The 19,986-nt window shown below is 69.4% G+C and carries 20 protein-coding genes, 1 tRNA gene and 1 other RNA gene; 12 read left to right on the forward strand and 10 right to left on the reverse strand.

Features of this window, described 5'->3' with window-relative positions:
- The first annotated feature begins 82 nt into the window (after nucleotides 1-82).
- Nucleotides 83-1,348, forward strand: a complete 1,266-nt coding sequence (gene tgt, locus TBIF_RS04140; RefSeq protein ID WP_024793601.1) for a tRNA guanosine(34) transglycosylase Tgt — start codon at nucleotides 83-85, stop codon at nucleotides 1,346-1,348.
- Nucleotides 1,349-1,507: 159 nt separating this feature from the next.
- Entirely contained in the window at nucleotides 1,508-1,861 is a 354-nt protein-coding gene (locus TBIF_RS24780) for a response regulator transcription factor (protein WP_235174487.1), read from the forward strand.
- Here the strand turns inward: TBIF_RS24780 and TBIF_RS04150 are convergent.
- Nucleotides 1,858-2,580, reverse strand: coding sequence for a queuosine precursor transporter (locus TBIF_RS04150; RefSeq protein WP_038169788.1), 723 nt, complete (start codon nucleotides 2,578-2,580; stop codon nucleotides 1,858-1,860). The two genes, TBIF_RS24780 and TBIF_RS04150, sit on opposite strands and share 4 nt — an antisense overlap.
- A 121-nt stretch (nucleotides 2,581-2,701) precedes the next feature.
- Between TBIF_RS04150 and TBIF_RS22825 the strand changes: the two genes are divergently transcribed.
- Nucleotides 2,702-3,100 carry a DUF4190 domain-containing protein gene (locus TBIF_RS22825; protein WP_024793604.1) on the forward strand — a complete coding sequence of 133 codons (399 nt, stop codon included), beginning with the start codon at nucleotides 2,702-2,704 and terminating at the stop codon, nucleotides 3,098-3,100.
- Between the two features lie 113 nt (nucleotides 3,101-3,213).
- Complete coding sequence (locus TBIF_RS26415) at nucleotides 3,214-3,612, forward strand: DUF4190 domain-containing protein (protein WP_024793605.1); 399 nt, start codon at nucleotides 3,214-3,216, stop codon at nucleotides 3,610-3,612.
- 110 nt (nucleotides 3,613-3,722) lie between these two features.
- Here TBIF_RS26415 and gluQRS read toward each other — a convergent pair whose 3' ends face one another.
- Nucleotides 3,723-4,664: a tRNA glutamyl-Q(34) synthetase GluQRS gene (gluQRS, locus tag TBIF_RS04165; protein WP_024793606.1), complete on the reverse strand. Its 942-nt coding sequence runs from the start codon at nucleotides 4,662-4,664 to the stop codon at nucleotides 3,723-3,725.
- Between the two features lie 165 nt (nucleotides 4,665-4,829).
- Here gluQRS and TBIF_RS04170 point away from each other — a divergent pair, with 165 nt between their 5' ends.
- Nucleotides 4,830-5,594, forward strand: a complete 765-nt coding sequence (locus TBIF_RS04170) for an aquaporin (protein ID WP_024793607.1) — start codon at nucleotides 4,830-4,832, stop codon at nucleotides 5,592-5,594.
- A gap of 68 nt (nucleotides 5,595-5,662) precedes the next feature.
- Here TBIF_RS04170 and TBIF_RS04175 read toward each other — a convergent pair whose 3' ends face one another.
- Both TBIF_RS04175 and TBIF_RS04180 read right to left on the reverse strand, forming a co-directional pair.
- Nucleotides 5,663-7,240: a long-chain-fatty-acid--CoA ligase gene (locus TBIF_RS04175; RefSeq protein WP_024793608.1), complete on the reverse strand. Its 1,578-nt coding sequence runs from the start codon at nucleotides 7,238-7,240 to the stop codon at nucleotides 5,663-5,665.
- A 49-nt stretch (nucleotides 7,241-7,289) separates the two neighbouring features.
- Entirely contained in the window at nucleotides 7,290-8,564 is a 1,275-nt protein-coding gene (locus tag TBIF_RS04180; RefSeq protein ID WP_024793609.1) for a glycoside hydrolase family 183 protein, read from the reverse strand.
- A 33-nt stretch (nucleotides 8,565-8,597) separates the two neighbouring features.
- On the opposite strand from TBIF_RS04180, the gene TBIF_RS04185 reads away from it, so the two are divergent.
- Nucleotides 8,598-9,035, forward strand: coding sequence for a hypothetical protein (locus TBIF_RS04185; protein WP_024793610.1), 438 nt, complete (start codon nucleotides 8,598-8,600; stop codon nucleotides 9,033-9,035).
- Between the two features lie 59 nt (nucleotides 9,036-9,094).
- On the opposite strand, the gene TBIF_RS04190 is transcribed toward TBIF_RS04185, so the two are convergent.
- Nucleotides 9,095-9,182: transfer RNA gene (locus TBIF_RS04190), tRNA-Ser, on the reverse strand.
- 191 nt (nucleotides 9,183-9,373) lie between these two features.
- Between TBIF_RS04190 and ffs the strand changes: the two genes are divergently transcribed.
- An RNA gene (gene ffs / locus TBIF_RS24785) (signal recognition particle sRNA small type) lies at nucleotides 9,374-9,470 on the forward strand.
- 29 nt (nucleotides 9,471-9,499) lie between these two features.
- Nucleotides 9,500-10,777, forward strand: a complete 1,278-nt coding sequence (locus tag TBIF_RS04195; protein WP_024793611.1) for an aspartate aminotransferase type Ic — start codon at nucleotides 9,500-9,502, stop codon at nucleotides 10,775-10,777.
- Between the two features lie 4 nt (nucleotides 10,778-10,781).
- On the opposite strand, the gene TBIF_RS04200 is transcribed toward TBIF_RS04195, so the two are convergent.
- Complete coding sequence (locus TBIF_RS04200) at nucleotides 10,782-11,000, reverse strand: hypothetical protein (protein ID WP_024793612.1); 219 nt, start codon at nucleotides 10,998-11,000, stop codon at nucleotides 10,782-10,784.
- Nucleotides 11,001-11,188: 188 nt separating this feature from the next.
- Here TBIF_RS04200 and TBIF_RS04205 point away from each other — a divergent pair, with 188 nt between their 5' ends.
- Nucleotides 11,189-12,412, forward strand: coding sequence for a L,D-transpeptidase (locus TBIF_RS04205; RefSeq protein WP_024793613.1), 1,224 nt, complete (start codon nucleotides 11,189-11,191; stop codon nucleotides 12,410-12,412).
- A 22-nt stretch (nucleotides 12,413-12,434) separates the two neighbouring features.
- On the opposite strand, the gene TBIF_RS04210 is transcribed toward TBIF_RS04205, so the two are convergent.
- Both TBIF_RS04210 and TBIF_RS04215 read right to left on the reverse strand, forming a co-directional pair.
- On the reverse strand, nucleotides 12,435-13,829 hold the full coding sequence (locus TBIF_RS04210; RefSeq protein ID WP_024793614.1) for an amidohydrolase family protein: 1,395 nt from the start codon (nucleotides 13,827-13,829) through the stop codon (nucleotides 12,435-12,437).
- Nucleotides 13,826-15,001 (reverse strand): CoA transferase, encoded by a 1,176-nt coding sequence (locus TBIF_RS04215; protein WP_024793615.1) that lies wholly within the window; start codon nucleotides 14,999-15,001, stop codon nucleotides 13,826-13,828. The genes TBIF_RS04210 and TBIF_RS04215 overlap by 4 nt, the downstream gene beginning before the upstream one ends.
- A gap of 84 nt (nucleotides 15,002-15,085) precedes the next feature.
- Here TBIF_RS04215 and TBIF_RS04220 point away from each other — a divergent pair, with 84 nt between their 5' ends.
- On the forward strand, nucleotides 15,086-16,108 hold the full coding sequence (locus TBIF_RS04220; RefSeq protein ID WP_024793616.1) for an enoyl-CoA hydratase/isomerase family protein: 1,023 nt from the start codon (nucleotides 15,086-15,088) through the stop codon (nucleotides 16,106-16,108).
- A 12-nt stretch (nucleotides 16,109-16,120) separates the two neighbouring features.
- Here TBIF_RS04220 and TBIF_RS04225 read toward each other — a convergent pair whose 3' ends face one another.
- Both TBIF_RS04225 and TBIF_RS04230 read right to left on the reverse strand, forming a co-directional pair.
- Complete coding sequence (locus TBIF_RS04225) at nucleotides 16,121-17,116, reverse strand: MaoC family dehydratase (RefSeq protein ID WP_038169751.1); 996 nt, start codon at nucleotides 17,114-17,116, stop codon at nucleotides 16,121-16,123.
- Between the two features lie 2 nt (nucleotides 17,117-17,118).
- Nucleotides 17,119-17,967, reverse strand: a complete 849-nt coding sequence (locus TBIF_RS04230) for an HpcH/HpaI aldolase/citrate lyase family protein (protein ID WP_024793618.1) — start codon at nucleotides 17,965-17,967, stop codon at nucleotides 17,119-17,121.
- Between the two features lie 111 nt (nucleotides 17,968-18,078).
- Here TBIF_RS04230 and TBIF_RS04235 point away from each other — a divergent pair, with 111 nt between their 5' ends.
- Both TBIF_RS04235 and TBIF_RS04240 read left to right on the forward strand, forming a co-directional pair.
- Nucleotides 18,079-19,230, forward strand: coding sequence for an acyl-CoA dehydrogenase family protein (locus TBIF_RS04235; RefSeq protein WP_024793619.1), 1,152 nt, complete (start codon nucleotides 18,079-18,081; stop codon nucleotides 19,228-19,230).
- A gap of 10 nt (nucleotides 19,231-19,240) precedes the next feature.
- Complete coding sequence (locus tag TBIF_RS04240) at nucleotides 19,241-19,975, forward strand: GntR family transcriptional regulator (RefSeq protein WP_024793620.1); 735 nt, start codon at nucleotides 19,241-19,243, stop codon at nucleotides 19,973-19,975.
- Nucleotides 19,976-19,986 lie beyond the last annotated feature (11 nt).

A 19,986-nucleotide genomic window follows, 5' to 3' on the forward strand; every position in this document is an offset into this window, starting at 1 on the left:
CGCTGCCGACATTTATACCCCACCCCGTATTTATCGTGACGCTTTGTGGGGCGGTTCACTGCGTGTTTGGTTGGATGGGCGGGTGACTTCTCCCGATGCCGAGGCCCCTGGGGCCCCCGATCTCTTCAGCGTCAACACCCGGCTCGACGGCCAACTTGGTCGCACCGGGATCCTCCGCACCCCGCACGGCGATATCCAGACCCCGGCGTTCATTGCCGTCGGCACCAAGGCGACCGTGAAAGCGGTGCTGCCGGAAGCGGTCGCAGACCTTGGCGCGCAGGCGGTGCTGGCCAACGCATACCACCTCTATCTGCAGCCGGGATCGGACATCGTGGACGAGGCCGGCGGGCTCGGCAAATTCATGAACTGGCCCGGGCCCACATTCACCGACAGCGGCGGCTTCCAGGTGCTCTCTCTCGGCTCGGGTTTCCGCAAGGTGCTCGCGATGGAGTCGGTGAGCGTGCAGGCGGACGACGTGATCGCGGAGGGCAAGGACCGCCTGGCGCACGTCGACGACGAGGGCGTGACGTTCAAATCCCACCTCGACGGCACCAAGCACCGCTTCACGCCCGAGGTGTCGATGCGCATTCAGCACCAGCTGGGCGCGGACATCATGTTCGCGTTCGATGAGCTGACGACGCTGATGAACTCCCGTGGCTACCAGGAGAGCTCGGTCGAGCGCACCCGGTTGTGGGCGCAGCGCTGCCTGGACGAGCACCGGCGGCAGACAATCGAGCGCGCTGACAAGCCGTACCAGGCGCTCTTCGGCGTGGTCCAAGGCGCGCAGTACGAGGACCTGCGCCGCCAGGCCTCCCGCGGGCTGGAGGCGCTGCGCGATGAGGACGGCCGCGGCTTCGACGGCTACGGCATCGGTGGGGCGTTGGAGAAGGAGAACCTCGGGACCATCGTCGGCTGGGTCAGCTCCGAACTGCCCGAGCACAAGCCGCGGCACCTGCTGGGGATCAGCGAGCCGGACGACCTGTTCGAGGCGGTCGAGGCCGGCGCGGACACCTTCGACTGCGTGCAGCCCTCGCGGGTGGCCCGCAATGCCGCGATCTACACGCCCGACGGCCGGTTCAACATCAACACCGCCCGCAACCGACGCAATTTCGGGCCCATCGACCCAGACTGCGACTGCTACACATGCGCCAACTATTCCCGCGCCTATATCCACCACCTTTTCAAGGCCAAGGAGATGCTCTCCTCGACGCTGTGCACCATCCACAATGAGCGCTTCACGGTGAAGCTCGTCGACGATATTCGGGCCTCGATCGACGCTGGCCGCTATCACGAGTTCAAGACGGAAACGATGGCGCGCTATCGTGCTCGGGGGCCGTTGACCAGCTGATATATCCAGGATACCGGGGCATCGTTCGTAATATGAACGATGCCCCATCTTCTTGGGGCACGTGAATATCCGGCTGTCAAAAGCCGTTTCGCGTTTGTATGGTTAGACCATCAAGCGCCCGCCGGGCGATCCTTTGCATCCGAGAGGATGTGGCTAATCATGACGAGTGCCATGGAGACCCGCGGGCTCGAAGGAAGCCCCACCGAGGCGCGCCTTTTCTCCCCGAATCCCACGCTGTGGCAGGGGCGGGAGATCCCCGCCCCTGCCGTCGGCCCCATGGAGTTGGAGCGTCCGCAATTATCCGCGCGCGAGTGCGAGGTGCTGCGGGTGTGGCTGTACTCGGACTCGAAGCGCGAGATCGCCGCCCAGCTGCACCTGTCCGTGGGCACCGTGAACACGTATCTGACGCGGGTGCGTGGCAAATACGCCGCGATCGGCCGGCCCGCCACGACGAAGTCGGCACTCCTGGCCCGAGCCCTGCAGGACGGGATCGTCAGCATCGACGACTTCTAGCCCGGCTGTCCGGCGGGCTGGTAGCTGGGCTCGCGAGCCTTCACATACGCGATCACGCGGTAGGTGATGGGCATCAGCAAGATCTCCACCGCGGTCTTGTAGACGAACCCGATGGCGACGAACGTGATCAGGTCGTTGGTATCCGTGATGCCGATCGCGCCCGCCGCGATCAGGCAGAACACCAGCGTGTCCGCGAACTCGCCGACCACCGTCGACCCGATGAGGCGCGCCCACAGGTGCTTCTCCTTGGTGAACGCCTTGATGCGCACCAGCACGAACGCGTTGAGCGTCTGCCCCACGAGGTAGCCGGCGAGGCTGGCGAGCAGCACTTGCAGGAAGGCCTGCACGACGGTCTCGAACGCGGCCTGGTTCGGATAGAAGTCGGCGGCGGGCAGCAGCATCGTGAGCCAGAAGGCCAGCGCGCCGATCGAGGCGATCGCGAAGCCCAGGTAGATGGCGCGTCGGGTGGCCTTGAAGCCGTAGACCTCGCTGAGCACGTCGCCCAGCACATAGGCGAGGGGGAAGAGGAAGAATCCGCCATCGGTGATGATCGACCACTCACCGACCACGGGTCCGAACGCGACGCCCTTGGTCGCGCAGATATTGGAGATCAGCAGCAGCGGGGCGAAGATCGCGACGATGGTCGGGTAATACGCGGTGCTGATGGAGGCGAAGGTGGCACCGGCTGTCGCGGGCGCCTGTCCAGAGACGGGCTCGATTGGCTCACTTGTTTTCACACCGTGTATCCAAGCATCCCGCGGCACCAGATCGTGCGTTCGCTGGGAGTGCGGCGGTGTGGAGCGCCGCGGAGCGGGCGACCGCGTTGCTAGGCTACGGCCTGTGACTTACCCTCCGGATCCACATCAGGGCCAGCAGTCAGGCTCCGACACGGGCGGCTACGGCTACTACCCGGTGGGGGGCCAGGACTATCCGCCGGTGGGCCCGGGCTACGGCTACCCGCCGATGGGGCAGTACGGGGCGCAATACCCGTATCCGCCGCCACCGGGCACCAACGGCTTGGCCATCGCGGCGTTGATCACCGCGGTTGCCGGACTGTCGCTCTGCGGGTTCCCGTCGGTGCTAGGCCTGATTTTCGGAATTGTCTCGCTGCAGCAGATCAAGAAGTCCGGGGAGCAAGGACGCGGCATGGCAATCGCGGGCATAGTGGTCGGCGGCATTGCCGCCGCGGTGATCCTCGCCTGGCTCGGGATCATCATTGTGGCGTCGGCCTCGAGCTGATAGCCGAGCCATGTGACCAGGCGATAGCGCGCAACTCCCGGGCGTCATTCCAATGGCGGACAAGGCAATGGCTTGGCTGCGGAATGGGCCTTTGCGTTGATAGGCTCCCGCCCATGACAAATCCCCCATACCCTGGACCCGGCGACGATCCCTTCTCCGGCCAGGGGGATGGGGATGCGGGCGGCTACGGCTATCCGCCGGTGGGCGGCAATCCGGCCCCAGGCTCCTACCCGCCGCCCGGTTCGTACCCTCCAGCCGGCGCGTACCCGCAGCCATATCCGGTCGCCCAGCCCACCAACGGCATGGCCATCGCGTCGCTGGTGGTCTCGTTGGCGTGCTGTGGGCCCATCGGCCTTGTCCTGGGCCTGGTCGCGATGAACCAGATCAAGACCTCGGGCGAGCAGGGGCGCGGGCTGGCGCTGGCTGGCACCATCATCGGCGGGATCAGCATGGCCATCCTCGTCGTGTATTTGGTTATTCTCGTCGCCGCGGCCGGTTCTGGCGCGTACTGACAAATCCACGGCACCATCATCGGGGCGATCGGCGCCGTCGCCTGGATCGCCCTGATCGTGTTCTGGGTGTGGCTCTTCGCCTATTCCGCCAATAATGACGTGAACTACGACTACGGACGTCGGCTTTGGGGCGGCCGAAAGACCCACGGCTCGCGCGGCAGCCGCGCGGGATCGAACCGCGTGAGCAACAGTGGCAGGTCCACGCGCTCGGCGGGGGCGGCGGCCAAGCCCAGGGACGACGCGATAAGCCCCAGCACCGCGGCGGCGTCGCGGCCGTCGGCGGCCAGATCGGCGAGGGTCACCGCGCCGTCGCGCTTGGCCAGTCGCTGCCCCTGGGCGTTGAGCGCCAGGGGCACGTGGGCGTACGACGGGATGGGCAGGCCCAACAGCGCGGCCAGATAGGCCTGTCGGGGCGTGGAGCTGAGCAGGTCGTCCCCGCGCACCACCTGGTCCACCCCCTGGGCAGCGTCGTCGATGACCACCGCCAGGTTGTAGGCGGGCACGCCGTCGCCGCGGCGCAGCACCACGTCGTCGACCTGACTGGTGTACAGGCCCAGCAGCTCGTCGGTGACCTCGAACTCCGCGGCGTCGGCGCGCAATCGCAGCGCCGGCGGCCGGCCGCTCGCGCGTCGGGCAGCGGCCTGCTTGGCCGTGAGGTTCCGGCAGGTGCCGGGGTAGGCGCCGTCGGGGGCGTGCGGGGCCGACGCCGCCCGCAGGATCTCCTTGCGAGTGCAGAAGCACTCATAGACGAGCCCGCGCGCGGACAGGTCGGCGATTGCCGCGTCGTATGCGTAGAGCCGGTCGGTCTGCCGCAGCGGCGGCGCGTCCCAGTCGAGGCCGAGCGCCGCGAGGTCCGCCAGCTGGCGGACCTCCGCGCCGGGGTGCACCCGATCGAGGTCCTCCACCCGCACCAAGAAGCGGCGGTTGGTGGAGCGGGCGAACAGCCAGGCCAACACCGCAGTTCGCAGATTGCCGACGTGCAGATCTCCCGAGGGGCTCGGGGCGAACCGGCCGGCGGGGGTGGTGGCGGGGGCGCTATCTGGCGGGTGCATCGCCAACGATTGTGCCCGCGTGGCGGTGGATGCGGAAATGACAGTGGCCACAACATGGTTCGGCGGTTCTGGATTGCGCGCGTGATCTCCGCGGATAATCAAAAGTCGCGCACACATTGTGGTTCACTTCAGCTAAGTGATGCTTAGGCAACCTAAGGAGAGAATGTGGAACCACGCAAGATTTTCGCGGAGATGCTGGGCACGGGGCTGCTGGTATTCATCGGTGTCGGCGTAGCGACGCTCTCGTTCGGCTTCGGATTCGCCGAGGCGAGCACCTCCGCAGGCGTTGTCGCGACGGCGCTGGCCTTCGGTTTTATCATGCTGATCATGGCGTACGCCATCGGCCCGCTCTCCGGCGCGCACATCAACCCGGCCGTCACGATGGGCTTCCTGGTCTCCGGCCGCATGTCGGCCAAGGACGCCCTCATGTACTGGGGCTCGCAGATCGTCGGCGGCATCATCGGCGCGGGCGTGCTGCGGGCGATCTTCGCGGGGGCCACCGCCTACAACTCGGGCACGGGCCCGGACGCGACAGGCCTGGGCACCAACGGCTGGGGCGATAACTCGATGATCGGCATCAACGTGTGGGGCGCGCTGGCCATCGAGATCGTGCTGACCTTCATCTTCGTCGCCGTCGTGCTGGCCGTGACCACGAAGGTCGCGTCCACCGCGATCTCCGGGCTGGCCATCGGCATCGCCCTGGCCACCGTCCACCTCATGGGCATCCCCATGACCGGCACCTCGGTCAACCCGGCCCGGAGCCTCGGTCCGGCGCTGTTCGCCGGCGGCGACTCGCTGAGCCAGCTGTGGCTGTTCATCGTCGCACCGCTGGTCGGCGGTGCCCTGGCCGCGCTGGTGGTGCGCTACCTCTACCCCAACGCGCCGGAGGAGAACGACCTGAAGGTGCGTGAGCCGAGCGAGCCCGCGTAAGCGGAACCGCCTAGGCGAATGGCCTCGTCTCCCGCTGGTAAGCGGGAGACGAGGCCATTTTTTCGGTATCAGACTTGCGCGGGACGCCCCTCCCAGAACGGCTGGCGCAAGGTGCGCTTGAGGATCTTGCCCGTGGGGTTGCGGGGCAGCTCGTCGAGGAAGTCGACGGTGGCCGGGCACTTGAACTTCGCCAGGTGCTCGCGGCAGTACGCGATCAGCTCTGCCGCAGTGGCGGTCACGCCGGGCTCGAGTACGACGACGGCCTTGATCGCCTCGCCCCACTTGGCGTCCGGGATGCCGATGATGGCGACGTCGGCGACGGCCGGATGCTCGATCAGCACCCGCTCGATCTCCGGCGAGTACACGTTCTCCCCGCCCGTGATGATCATGTCCTTGAGCCGGTCCACGATATAGACGAATCCGCCCTCGTCGGCCCGTCCGATATCGCCGCTGCGCAGCCAGCCGCCGTCGACGATCGCGTCCGCCGTGGCCTCGGGCCGATGCCAATAGCCGGGGGTGGTCTGCTTCGAACGCCACCACATCTCGCCCTCCTCGCCGGGCGCCACGTCCTCGAGAGTGCCCGGGTCGACGATACGGATCTCGACGCCGGGCAGCGGGGTCCCGCCGGACGCCATGCGGGCCTCCTGGGCGGGATCGCGGTGCACATCCGGCAGGAGCGCAGTGATCACGCCGGCCAGCTCCGTCATGCCGTACACCTGGACAAACTCGGTCTTCGGCCAGGCATCGAGCGCCGCGCGTAGCAGCGGCAAGGGCATGGGGGCCGCGCCGTAGATGATGCGGCGCAGCGCGGCGAAGCCGGCGATGGCCTGCTCGCCCGCGGCCAGCACCGCCGCAATCACCGGCGGCACCAGGAAGGCGATGTTGGCGCCCTTCATTAGTGCGCCGAATAGGTTGGCGGCGTCGGCCTCGCGGGTGAACACGGCGGGCTTGCCGGAGTCGAGCCCGATGATGGCGAAGCACGTCCCGCCGACGTGGAATAGCGGCATCGCGACCAGCAGCACGTCGCCGTCGTGGAATGGCAGGACCTCGGCGACGGCGGCGCTGTGCGCGTTGAGGTTGTCGTGGGTCAGGCGCACACCCTTGGGCCGGCCCGTGGTGCCAGAGCTGTAGAGCAGCAGCGCGGTGGCGTCCGCGACCAGGTCTGGCGCGGTGCCCACCGGCTCGGCGGCCGCGAGCCAGCCCTCGAACTCGTCTGAGTGCCCTCCCGCAGCCTCATCTCCCACGATGATGATCCGCTCCACGGTGGGCAGCCGGTCGCGGATCGCGGCGACCTCGCCGGCCAGCTCCGCGCCCACGAACACGATCCGCGCCCGCGAGTCCGTCAGCACGTACGCCAGCTCGTCGCCGGTGAGCCGCCAGTTCGGGATGGCGTTGGCGCCGCCGATAGCGGACACCGCGTAGGTGACCTCGAGGCAGGACAGGTGGTTCTTGTCCACGAACGCGACCGCGTCGCCCGCCCCGATCCCTGCCCCGGCCAGTGCCCCGCTCAGCCGGCGCAGGCGCTCAAGCCACTGCGACCAGGTGAAGGAGACATCGCCGAAGGTGACAACGGTGGCATCGGGCTGACGTTGCGCCCAATGCTCGATGCGGTCGATGAGAATTCCGCTGCTGGCCGTGCCGGACATGAAGCCTCCTGTGATGTGGGTCACCACAGGTTAGCCGAGGGTTGCCCGGTTAATCCTTGAACGGCGCCAGATCCGTGCGCAGGAGCATCACGTTGTAGTTCGACCACGTGGTGCCCACGAAATACAGCTGCCGGTCCCCGGAGGCGTTGGAGACCGGATGCATGAAGCCGCCGTACAGGGTGGGCACCTCGGCCGAGCTGACCAGTGTGTGCGGCTCGGTCCATGGGCCAGTGAGCGAGTTTGCGGTGCGGATTGTGACCCCGGAGTACATTGCGATGTATTTTCCCAGGTAGGCGTTCCAGGCCACCGAAAGCTCGCTGACGGGACCATCGATCACCACCGCGGCACGGGTCGGATCGCCCGCCACCCACCCGCCCCCGTCCCAGTACTCGTAGCGCGCGACATCCAGGACGGCGTCCGGGCGCACGCGGGACAGCCGAGCCGAGCCGCTGCGGCCGGACGGCGTCCCGAACGAGTACACGAAGTTGTCGGCCGGATCGGACGAGCGGGTGAACGCGGCCATCTGGAACTTCTCGTTGCCGGGAGTGTCGCGCCAGCGCACCGAGCCCATGGTGTCGGCATCCCCGGGGGTTGCGGGGCGGTTGCGGGCCGCGGTGAGGGCATCGAAGGTGGGCGCGTGCCAGGTCTCGCCGTTGTCGTCGGAGTAGCCGATCGCGGAGTAGTTGGTGGTCCACTCGCCGGGCTCGTCCCACGAGCGCACGGACATGAAGCTCATGTACTGGCGGACGCCGCTGGGGGTCGGCGCCGAGATGCCGGAGGTGGGGATCACTGTGAACTCGACGCCTGGAACCTTCAGGCTGGGTAGCGCCTCGCGAGCGCGGCCGGGCCGGTCGAGGGGGGCGCTGTCGAAGCGCATGCCGTCGGACAGATTCGTGTCGGTGCTGCGTAGGAGGACGTTGGAGCGCCAGTCGCCGACGAGCCCCTCGCACAGCGGGTCGCTAGTGATTCCGGTGGTGTCGCCGAATGCTGCCAGCGTGCCGCCAAGGCCGTTGTCCCACATGATGCCGAGGTCGGTGCCGGCGACGTTGAACCGGGGGATGGTCTCGTTGGGGCTTTGCAGTCCCGTGATGTGTTCGACGGCCTGGGTGCCCCCGCCCAGATTCGGCAGCAGGCCGCTCTGGCCATTGAGCCAGGGGATCGGGTGGTTGGGCCCGCCGGCGGCGCCGAGTCCTAGGCCCGCGACGCCGGTATTGCTGAGTGCGCAGCCGACCGGATCGGCCAAGGCCAGGGGGCTGGTCGCGAGAAGTGCGGCAGCGGTGGCGGCGGCCGTGGCCGTGGCGGCGGCATTTCGGAGGATGCGCATCAGCGCATCCTATTTCCAAGGCGGCTGTCCAGGATGGGAAACGCAGGAATCAACAATGTCGGTGGCGCGTGGGATGGTGCAAGCCTGCTGCCACAGATGGAGGACATCATGACGAACGCCGTCAACCCGAACGCCTGCTTGCCGCGCTGCTCCGCGGACCACGTCATCGACCAGTTCGCGGCTGACGGGGTCCGGCGCTGCACCATTCACGCGCGGCCGGTCGTGGGGCGCGGCGGCGAGTCCGTGACCCCGTGGGCGGAACGCTCGATCGCTGGGGGCGGAGCGGCTGCTCAGCGCCGGGTCTGGTTGGGCGTCGGTGAGCGGCACATGTCGATTGTCGAGGCCCGCTCCTATGCGCTGGAGCTGCTGCGCATGGTGGGGGATCTGACGGCGGACGAGGTGGCGACGGGCATTCCGACGGTGGCGGATCTGCCGTCCGAGGGGCAGCTTCCAGACCGCCTCACCGCATAGGGATAACGGCATAAAGAAACCCCCGGCGACCCGCATTGCTGCGGGTCGCCGGGGGCTCTTGGCGGAGGATAGGGGATTCGAACCCCTGAGGGCTTGCACCCAACCCGCTTTCCAAGCGAGCGCCATAGGCCACTAGGCGAATCCTCCGAGAGGGAGCTTATAGGTACTGCGCTGGAAATGCACATTGGGCTGCTCAGGGTAGGTTTTTGGCCCAAATTCGGGTGTCGCCGGGCGGCTGTCATACGGGGATCGAGCCGCCGTTGCGCTCCCTGGACGAGTCTCAGAAACGGGGATTCGGATGCGGATTGGGCAGGCAGGCCGCATGCCGTTACACTGCTAATTGGACCCCGCGCGGCGTCCATCCTATGAACTCCCCCAGGGCCGGAAGGCAGCAAGGGTCAATGGGCTCTGGCGGGTGCGCGGGGTCCTCTTACTGTCTTGAGCCTGGGAAAGGCAAGCACCAAATGTGGATCGACTCTCTCGGCCGCGAGGAACTGCTCGCTGAACATGAGCGCCAGACCGCAAACTACGCGCAGCTCAAGGCCGAGAAGCTGTCACTAGACCTGACGCGTGGCAAGCCGTCCCCCGAGCAGTTGGACCTCTCCAATGCGCTGCTGGCTCTGCCGGGCACCACGTACATGGACGCCGCCGGCACGGATTGCCGCAACTACGGCGGGCTCAAGGGCCTGCCCGGCCTGCGCGGAATCTTCGCGGAACTTCTCAACGTTCCCGTCGAGAACCTTGTCGCCGGCAACAACGCCAGCCTTGAGATGATGCACGATCTCATCGTGTTCTCCCTGCTCACAGGAAATCGGGACTCCCCGCGCCCGTGGTCGCAGGAGGAGACCGTCAAGTTCTTGTGCCCCAGCCCCGGCTATGACCGGCACTTCGCCATCACCGAGCAGTACGGCATCGAGATGATCCCCGTGCCGCTGCGCGAGGACGGCCCCGATATGAACGTCATCACGGCGCTGGTGGCAGCGGACCCCGCCATTAAGGGCCTGTGGTCCGTGCCGAACTACGCGAACCCCACGGGCTCGGTGTACTCGGAGGAGATCACGCGGGCACTGGTCGCGATGCCGACCGCCGCACCGGATTTCCGCCTGTTCTGGGATAACGCCTACGCCGTGCACCCGCTGGTGGAGCAGTCCGCGCCGGTGCTCGATGTGCTGGGCCTGGCCGCCGCGGCCGGAAACCCCAATCGCCCATATCTCTTCGCGTCGACCTCCAAGGTCACCTTCGCCGGCGCCGGCGTCGGCTTCTTTGGCGCCTCCACCGCGAACCTGGACTGGTACCTGGGCCTGCTCGGCAAGAAGACGATCGGTCCGGACAAGGTCAACCAGTTGCGCCACGAGCTGTTCTTCGGCGACGCCGACGGCGTGCGCGCGCACATGGCCAAGCACCGCGAGCTCCTGGCGCCGAAGTTCGCGCTGGTGCTGCGCATTCTCGATGGCCGCCTCGGCGCGGCCAAGGCCGCGTCGTGGACGAACCCCGAGGGCGGGTACTTCATCAGCATGGACGTGACTGCCGGCAATGCCAGCCGCGTCATCGCCCTCGCCAAAGAGGCGGGCATCGCGCTGACGGCCGCCGGCTCCGCGTTCCCGTACAAGAACGATCCCGAGGACCGCAACATCCGCCTCGCCCCGAGCTACCCGTCGCTGGCTGAGCTGGAGACGGCGATGGACGGCGTCGCCACCTGCGTGCTGCTGGCCGAGACGGAGCAGGCGCTCCGCAAGTTCTGACCCGCTAACTCTCCAGCGGGTCGACGCGGATGAACATCGATCGGATCCGCAGGAACTCGGACAGGGTGTCGCGGTGCTCGTCGCACGCGACCCAGACCTTCTCGCGGTCGGGCGTGTGAATCTTCGGATTGTTCCAGATCACCGACCATGTCGCGTCCGCTCGGCAGCCTTTCGCGGAGCAGATCGGGGTGTCGGGCGTGGGGCTGTCTGTGGCGTCGGGCATGGGTCCAGTGTGGACTGTGCGGTTTTGGCCGCGCCGGGGCCTGTGGGATTTCCCATCGATGCTTCTCGGCCCTGGGCGCGCGCGGGGGCATTCTGGCCGGTAACCTGGCCCGGTCATAGAATCTATTTGAATTAGCGCGCGCGTGGCGGGAGATCGTTCTCGCGTGGCCAGCAATGCTAGGAGGCGGGATGCGCGCATCTCGACGGATCCTTTTCGGGCTTTTCTGCGCGCTCGTCGCGCTGCTGACAGTGGCGGGCTGCACCACTCCAGGGTCCGGGAGCAACGGTGGCGACTCGCCGGAGTCCCCGCCGGTCAGCTCTGCGCAGATCACCGTCGCGCATTCGGACGGCACGCCGATCAACCCCGTGGACCCCATCGTGGTGACAGTTCAGGGCGGCACCCTCACGGATGTGCAGGTCACCAACCCCGAGGGCGCCGCGGTGCCGGGCGTGCTGACACCGGACAAGGTGAGCTGGAAGACCAACGAGCCGCTTGGCTATGACAGGGCCTACACGGTGGTGGCGACGGCGACAGACAGCGATGGCGTGACCGCGACGGCGACGGAAACGGTCACGACGCTGGAGCCGAGCAACCAGACGAAGGTCTACTTCGAGAACACCGGCGGCAACGCGATCAACCCCGACGCCACGTATGGCGTCGGCATGGTCGTCGCCGCGCACTTCGACGAGCCCATCGTTGACAGGGCCGCCGCGCAGCGCACGCTCACCGTGACCACCACCCCCAACGTCGAGGGCTCGTGGAACTGGGTCAACGACACCACCGCGCACTGGCGCCCCAAGGAGTACTACCCGGCGGGCACACAGGTCTCCATCAGCGCGAAGCTCTACGGAGTGGACGTCGGCGGCGGCATGTACGGCCAGGAGGACGAGTCGATCGCCTTCAATATCGGGGACTCGCACGTGTCCATCGCCGACGACAACACCCACATGGTCACCGTCTACGAGAACGGGCAGCAGGTCCGCACGATGCCCACCTCCATGGGCATGGGCGGCACGCAGGAGGTCGGGGGCCAGACGTTCACGTTCTGGACGCAGCCCGGCGTCTACACGGTCTTGGGCACGGAGAATCCGGTGGTGATGGACTCGTCCACCTATGGCCTGCCGATCAACTCCCGCTTGGGCTACAAAGAGGTCATCAACTGGGCGACCCGGATCTCCAACGACGGCATCTACCTGCACGCGCTGGACTCCACCGTCTGGGCCCAGGGCAACACGAACACCTCGCACGGCTGTCTGAACCTCAGCACCGCCAACGCCGAGTGGTTCTTCAACTTCTCGCAGCCCGGCGACGTGGTCGAGGTGAAGAACACCGGCGGCACGCCCCTGCAGATCTGGCAGAACGGCGACTGGACCGTGTCCTGGGCCGATTGGGTCGCGGGCAGCGCGCTGTAGGCCGTATTCCCCTTCGGGTCTTTTAAGGGGCGGGGTACCGGTGGCCGCCGATGACCGTGAGCCGCACCAACTCGGCCGCCGGCGCGGCCCACGCCTCGGCAACGGGCACGTGCAACAGCACGAGGTCGGCCTCCCCGCCCACGACGATCTGCCGCGCCGGGCCGCCCGGATCCTTGGCGGGGGACAGATAGCCGGCGAGGGCGGCGGCCGCGCTGATCCGCTCGTCGGCGCCGACGACCTCGCCGGTGGGGGCCTCGCGGGCGATGGCGGCCGCCATCACCGCCCACGGGTCCAGGGGGCCGTACGGCGCGTCGCTCGAGAGCGCGAGGGGAACTCCGGCATCGAGCAGTGATCGACACCGGTACAGGTCCGGCAGATCGCGCGGCTCGACCTCCCGCAGGTAGTAGTCGCCGCGATGGGCGAGGAACCCCGGCTGCGTCACCACGCGCAGGCCCAGGCGCGCGAGATCGGCGATTGTTTCACGGGGAACCAGCGCCCCATGCTCGACGCGGTCCCCGGACAGCGTGCCCACCTCGTGGAGCACGGCCAGCAGGATCAGCAGGGACTCGCGGCTGACGCAGTGCGCCGCGACGGGACGGCCGACGGCGTGCGCGGCGCGGATGGCGCCGGCGAGGGCGTCGAGGTCCGGCAGCCCGGAATCAGCCAGCACGATCTTGTACGGGCCGACACTCATCCGAGGATGCAGGGGCGCTCCCGCGAGCGGTGCCCCGAGCAGGTGCACGCGCTGCGGCACCTCGCCCGACGCCACGGCCTCCGCGATCGCCGTCAGCGACCCCGGCCGCAGATCCGGCGTCGCGTCGGTGACGGTGGTGATGCCCAGCCGCGTCAACTCCGCGCCCACGGCGCCGAGCGCCGGCGGACGCCCGGCCGGGAGCCTCTCGCGGAGCCAGTCGTCGGCCCGCCAGATGCGGCCGGTGGGCGCGCCTGACGCATCGCGCTCCACGCCGGGATGGTCGGCGGCGGCAAGTCCGGTGGCGGCGATGGCCGCACTGTTGAGCACCCACATCGCGCCGCTGCGGTGTTGCACACGCACGGGCCTGCGGGCGTGCAGCCTATCCAGCGCGGCGGCGTCCAAGTCGCCAGCGACGGTGTCGATGTAGCCGACCCCGCGGACCCAGCCGTGCTCATCGCCCGGCGCGGACTCGAGGGCGGCGGCGAGAGCGGGGCCGTCGTGGACCTGGGGCGGGCCGCACCGGATGGACACGGAGTCCGCGGCGAGGGCGTGCAGGTGCAGGTGGTGGTCGGTCAATCCGGGGATTAGCGCCCCGCCGCGCGCGTCGACCACCGCAGCAGTGCCCGCCGCGAGACCCCGGCCGATCTCGGTGATCCGGCTGCCGACGATACGCACATCCGTCCCCGGCGTGCTCTCGACCTCCGCGTTCACGATCAGCGTCATGGCAGGCCGATCCCCAACCCGGACAACACTTCCTGGGTGTCCTCGCCGTGGCCGGCCACGCGGCCACGGCCGACGCGTGGCCGGGGCCGGGAGATTTCGAGGCCGCGGACGCCGCCGGCGGGCTCAGCGGTCAACTGCGCGGACACCACCGCGGACATCGCGATATCGCACAGCGCCCCGCCTGCGGGAGCGGACATCGCGGCCACGGCGGCGGTGAGCCCGGTGAGGGGATCCGCGATGGCGTCGCCCACGAACAGCGGCGAGCCGTCCGTGTCGGCCGCGACCAGCCCCGCGCCTGCGGCGACGTCGTCGCCGAACCCCACGCGTTCGCTCCCACGCCCGTGCGCGGTGATCGAGATCCACGTGGTGCCGTTTCGCACCGTGGCCTCGGCGTCCAGGCCGAAGCCGGCGAGGGCTCGGGGCCGCGACGCCTCGATGACGATGTCGGCGGCGTCGACCAATTCGGCCATGGCCCGCCGCCCGCCGGGGGCGGCCGGGTCGAGTGAGACCGCGGAGTGGCCCCCGTGAAGCAGCGCGTAGAAGTCCGCATTGCCGCGCCGGGCCCCGTCGGGGCGGGTGGGGGTCTCGACCTTGACCACCCGCGCGCCGGCGAGGCCGAGCAGGTGCGCGCACAGCGGCCCCGCCCACAGGGCGCTGAAGTCGACGACGAGCAGCCCGTCCACCCGACGTGGATCCGCCAGCGGGGCTGGTGTGACGGGAGTTCTGACGACGGGGCCGGCCGCGAGGCCGAGCATCGTGGACCGCTCGGCGAGCTCTGCGCCGAGATGCCCGCGGACCCAGGCGGCGATGGCGGGCCAGGGGCTGGACTCGTCGATCTCGGCGCCGATCAGTGCGCCGAACAGCGCGGGGTCGTCGGGCCGTGCGCAAGAGACCGCCGCCCAGCCATCGGCGGTGGGCAGCAGCCGGCAGCTGCCCCCGACGGAGACCCTGCCGGTGCGGGTGTGCCCGGTCAGCGCGGCGCGCTCGGAGAGTATTTTCGCGCCGTCGAGCGTGACGGGGTGGGGGGTGTCGGCGGTGGCGGCGGCGATCCACGCGGTCAGCTCTCGGGCTCGCGTGGCGGCGCAGCCGGGCGGGAGGACCGGCGGCCCGTCGGCGCGGCCGGTCAACGCCAGGACGCCGCTCTCGGCCCAGTCTTTGACGGGATCAGACACCGCGTCATGCTACCCCGCGGCCGCGCCGCGAAACCCGGCCTCGCACAGCGGATGCCGGGCTGGAAAGCTGTCGCCATGAGCCTGATGATCACGCCGGAGGAGCTGGCGGCCGGGGCCGCCGCGGCTCCGCTGCTGGCCGCAGACGCCCAAGTGGATGAACCGATGCTGGTGGTGGACCTCGACGCACGGCCGGCCGAGGGGGCGATCGCCGCCGCCCTGGCCTCCGACCGGCTGCTTGTCGGCCTATGCCGCGGCGCGATGACCCCGGCCGCGGCCGCGCTGGCCGAGGCTCTGGACACGACCGTTGGCGCTGAGGGGGAAAACAGAACCGTCGTGGCGGCCCCCGACCCGGTGTCCGCGATCGCGGAGCTGCGGGAGGCGATCACCCACAACGCCCACGCGGCGCTGGTGTTGGGCCAGGTGCTGAAGATCTCGGCGAACCTGCCGGCGCCGGCCGCGATCGACGTGGAGTCCTTCGCGTACTCGACCCTGCTTGGCGCGCCGGAGTTCGCCCGCTGGCTCGTCGCGCGCGGCCCGCGTCCCCTGCCGCCGCCGGCGCCGCAGGAGCCGGTGCTGATCCGCCGCGAGGGCAATGGGCTGGTCATCACCCTGAACCGGCCGGAGCGGCGCAACGCCTACGGCGCCGAGGTGCGTGACGGTCTGGTCGCCGCGCTCGGTCTCGTGGCCGCCGACGACACAATCGAGTCCGTGGTGCTGGACGGCACGGGCCCGTCGTTCTCCGCGGGCGGGGACCTCGACGAGTTCGGCACCACGCCGGACCTGGCCACCGCGCACCTGATCCGGACCCGCGCGGGGGCGGGCCGCCTCGTCGCGCGTTTCGCCGACCGGATCGAGGCGCACGTGCACGGCAGCTGCGTCGGCGCGGGCATCGAGGTGCCCGCGTTCGCCGGCCGCATAGTGGCGCACCCGGGCACGGTGTTCCGGCTCCCCGAGGTCTCCATGGGACTGATCCCCGGGGCCGGCGGCACGGTCAGCGTGCCGCGCCGGATCGGTCGGTGGCGGGCATTCTGGCTGGGTGCCACCGGAGTCGCGCTGGACGCGCAGACCGCGCTCGACTGGGGGCTGGTGGACGAGCTGACCGACTAGGCGACCGATGATCTAGGCCATCAGCGCCGAGAACCGCCAGTCCAGCACGGGGACGTCTTCGGCCCCGGTGGCGACCGCGAACACCCGCGAGCGCAGGTCCAGGACGCCGCCGCCGCCGGGCAGCGGCTCGGCGCGCTCCACCGTGAGCTCGCTGGTCAGCGTGTCGCCCTCGTGGACCGGGCCGGTGTGGTCGCAGGACTGCCAGCCGAGGACGGTCACCAGGTTGGGCAGGGCGCGGGTGGCCTGGGCGAGGGCGAGGCCGATGGTGTGGCCACCGTAGACGAGGCGTCCGGCCGTGCCGACGCGCTCGTCGTGGTGGGTGGCGGCGATGTTGAGCGTCAGCCGGGCGAGTTCGGGGGCGCTGGAGACGACGTCGCCGCTGCTACGCATGATGACACCGGCGAGGTCGGGGGAGAAGTGCGCGCCCGGCACCCGGCCGCGGTAGGCGGCCAGGTCCCAGCCTGCGGGCGCGGTGAAGGGGTCCTGCACCGCCGGTCCAATCGCGGACAGGTCGTCGGCCTTGCGGATCCGGTCCTCGTCGGGGTTCAGCCCCAGCGGCAGCATCGCGCAGCGGTAGAAGTCGAGGACGGTGTTGCCGTCCTGGTCGGCGCACACCATGCGCAGCGCCGCGAGGCCGGTGGGGGCGCGGCCGGGCTTGGCGGAGTTCTCCCGCAGGCCCACCACCTCGGTGCGGGTGGCCAGGGTGTCGCCGAGGAGCGGGAAGCGGTGGAAGCGCAGGCCGCGGTAGAACAGGTTGGCCTTGACGTGGTGTGTGACGAGGGTCGACTGCCCGATGGCGAGGTCGGTCACCAGGCCCGGATTCGCCACCGCCGCAGCAGCTCCCGTGACCGCGGCGCTCAGGTGCGCGTCCAGTGGTAGCCGCAGGCGGTCACCGAGGATGGCCTGGTGGGTGGCCGCGAGGCCGCTGGTGAGGGTGACGGACGGGGCGGTGTCGAATACCTGGCCCACCGTCAGCTCGTCGAAATAGGGTCCGCCGACATAGGTCATGGTCACTGTCCTCCCACTTGTGCGAGCACCCGGCGGGCGGCCACGGCGACCGCCTCGTCGAGCATCTGTCCGTCGAGTTGCGCTGCCCCGGCGCCGTCCTCCTCGGCCACCCGCAGGGCCTCGAGCACCCGGCACGCGTCCTCGATTGCTGCGTCGCTCGGTGTGAAAGCCGTTGTCGCGGAATCGACCTGGGTCGGGTGGATGACCCATTTTCCGTCGAAGCCGAGCGCGCTGGTCCAGTCCGCGGCGCGGCGGAACCGCTCGTCGTCGGCGATGCCGAGGAACGGCCCGTCGACGGCCTGGATGCCCGCGGCACGCGCGGCGATCAGCACGGCGTCTTGGACGGCGAGCCAATGCTCGGGAAGGGCCGAGGGGGAGCGCCCCAGCGCCGCGCCGAGGTCTGCATAGCCGATGATCACCGATTGCAATCTGCTTGTGGCGCGGGTGATCTCGCCGATGTCACGGATGCCCAGCGGCGTCTCGACCAGCGCCTGGACCCCGATGGACGTGCCGGCCAGGATGCGGTCCGCCTCGACGAGATCGTGCACGGACTCCGTCATGGGGAGCACGACGGAGGCCAGTGCGGACCCGAGCTCCGCGCACGCCTCGAGATCTGCTGCGCCCCACGGAGTTCCGAGCGCATTGACGCGGATTGACACTGGACGGGCGCCGGCGTTCTCGTGCACCAGGCGGCATGCGAGGTCGCGGGCGGCGGGTTTGTGGGCGGCGGTGACGGCGTCCTCGAGGTCGAGGACGACCTCGTCGGCCGTCGAGGCGAGCGCCTTGCGGGCCTTGCGCTCGTCGGAGCCGGGGGCGATCAGCACTGCGCGCCTGCGTTGGGGGGTCTGCATTCCACGATGCTGGCAGCAGTTCGGGAGCTGTGTCAATACCAAACGTTGACAAACACCGGCCAATGGCTGAATATGGCCGTACAAAGTTTCCACGCACTGAGGAGTATCTCCATGGGCAAGTTGAGCGGCGAAGAGGCCTACCTGATCGAGACGGTGCGGGCGTTCGTCGACCGCGAGGTCAAGCCGTCGGTGCAAGCCGTCGAGCATGCCAACGAGTACCCCGAGAAGTGGATCGAGCAGATGAAGCAGATCGGGATCTACGGCCTGGCCGTGCCCGAGGAGTACGGCGGTGCCCCGGTGTCGATGCCCTGCTACGCCCGCGTCACCGAGGAGCTCTCCCGCGGCTGGATGAGCCTGGCCGGCGCGATGGGCGGGCACACCGTCGTCGCGAAGCTGCTCACGCTCTACGGCACCGAGGAGCAGAAGCAGAACTATCTGCCGCGGATGGCGACCGGCGAGCTGCGGGCGACGATGGCGCTGACCGAGCCGGGCGGGGGCTCGGACCTGCAGGCGATGGCCACCAATGCCCGCAGCGACGGCGACGACCTCGTCATCAACGGGGCCAAGACCTGGATCACCAACGCGCGGCGCTCCGGCCTGATCGCGCTGCTGTGCAAGACGGACCCCAAGGCCAGCCCGCGGCACGCCGGCATCTCCATCGTCCTCGCCGAGCACGGCCCGGGCCTGACGGTCTCACGGGATCTGCCCAAGCTCGGCTATAAGGGCGTCGAGTCCTGCGAGCTCTCCTTCGACAACTACCGGCTCCCCGCCGCCGCGATCCTCGGCGGCGAGCCGGGGAAGGGGTTCGGGCAGATGATGAAGGGCCTCGAGACCGGCCGCATCCAGGTCGCCAGCCGCGCGCTGGGCGTGGCGACGGCCGCACTCGAGGACTCCCTGGCCTATGCCCAGCAGCGCGAGACGTTCGGCAAGCCGATCTGGAAGCACCAGTCGATCGGGAACTACCTCGCGGACATGGCCACCAAGCTCACCGCGGCCCGCCAGCTGACCTGGCACGCCGCCGAGCGCTATGACAGCGGCGAGCGCTGCGACATGGAGGCCGGCATGGCGAAGCTGTTCGCGTCGGAGACGGCGATGGAGATCGCGCTCAACGCCGTGCGCATCCACGGCGGCTATGGCTACTCCACGGAATATGACGTGGAGCGCTACTTCCGCGACGCACCGCTGATGATCGTCGGCGAAGGCACCAACGAGGTCCAGCGCAACGTCATCGTCGCCCAGCTGGTCGCCCGCGGCGGGCTCTAGTGTTGGGCGCATGAACGTGACCGAGCCGGCCCACCGGATCCTGTCCAACGAGCTGCGCCGCCGAATCGCCGAGGGCGAGTACCGCGGCGGGCTGCGGCTGCCCACCGAGGCCGAGCTCGCAGGCCGCCACGACGTGAGCCGGCAGACCGTGCGGCGCGCGTTCCAGGACCTCGTCGCGGAGGGCATCGTCTACCGGGTCCCCGGCCGGGGAACCTTCGCCACGGAGTCCGACGGCCGCTACCTGCGCCAGCTCGGGTCCATTGAGGACCTGATGAACCTGTCCACGGACACCACCATGGAGGTCGTGTCCGCGCTGCGTCGCCGGGTCGACGTCGAGGCCGCCAGCCGTCTGCGGCTCGAGACGGACCTGGTGGACTCTGTCGTGTTCCGGCGCCTGCACGACGGCGTCCCCTTCGTCCTGACCACCGTGTGGCTGCCTGAGCACATCGCGCGCCACGTGCGGGACGCCCCCGAGCTGGCGGACGGCGCGGCCAGCGCGCACACCATCATCGGGCTCCTCGAGCCGCACCTGGAGAGCCCGATTACCGAAGCGGCGCAATCGATCACCGTCGCGGCTGCGAGTGCGGAGGTCGCGGCCGCGACGGGCTGCGAGCCGGGGCACCCGATGCTGCGGGTGGACCGGCTCTACTCCGACGCCCAGGGCCGGGCCGCCGAGCTGGCGGTCAGCTACTTCCTGCCCGAGCACTACACCTACCGCGTCACGCTCCGGCGTGGCGGACACTGATTGTGAGGAGC

It is taken from the genome of Tomitella biformata AHU 1821 (genome assembly GCF_000524475.1).
Classification (GTDB): domain Bacteria; phylum Actinomycetota; class Actinomycetes; order Mycobacteriales; family Mycobacteriaceae; genus Tomitella; species Tomitella biformata.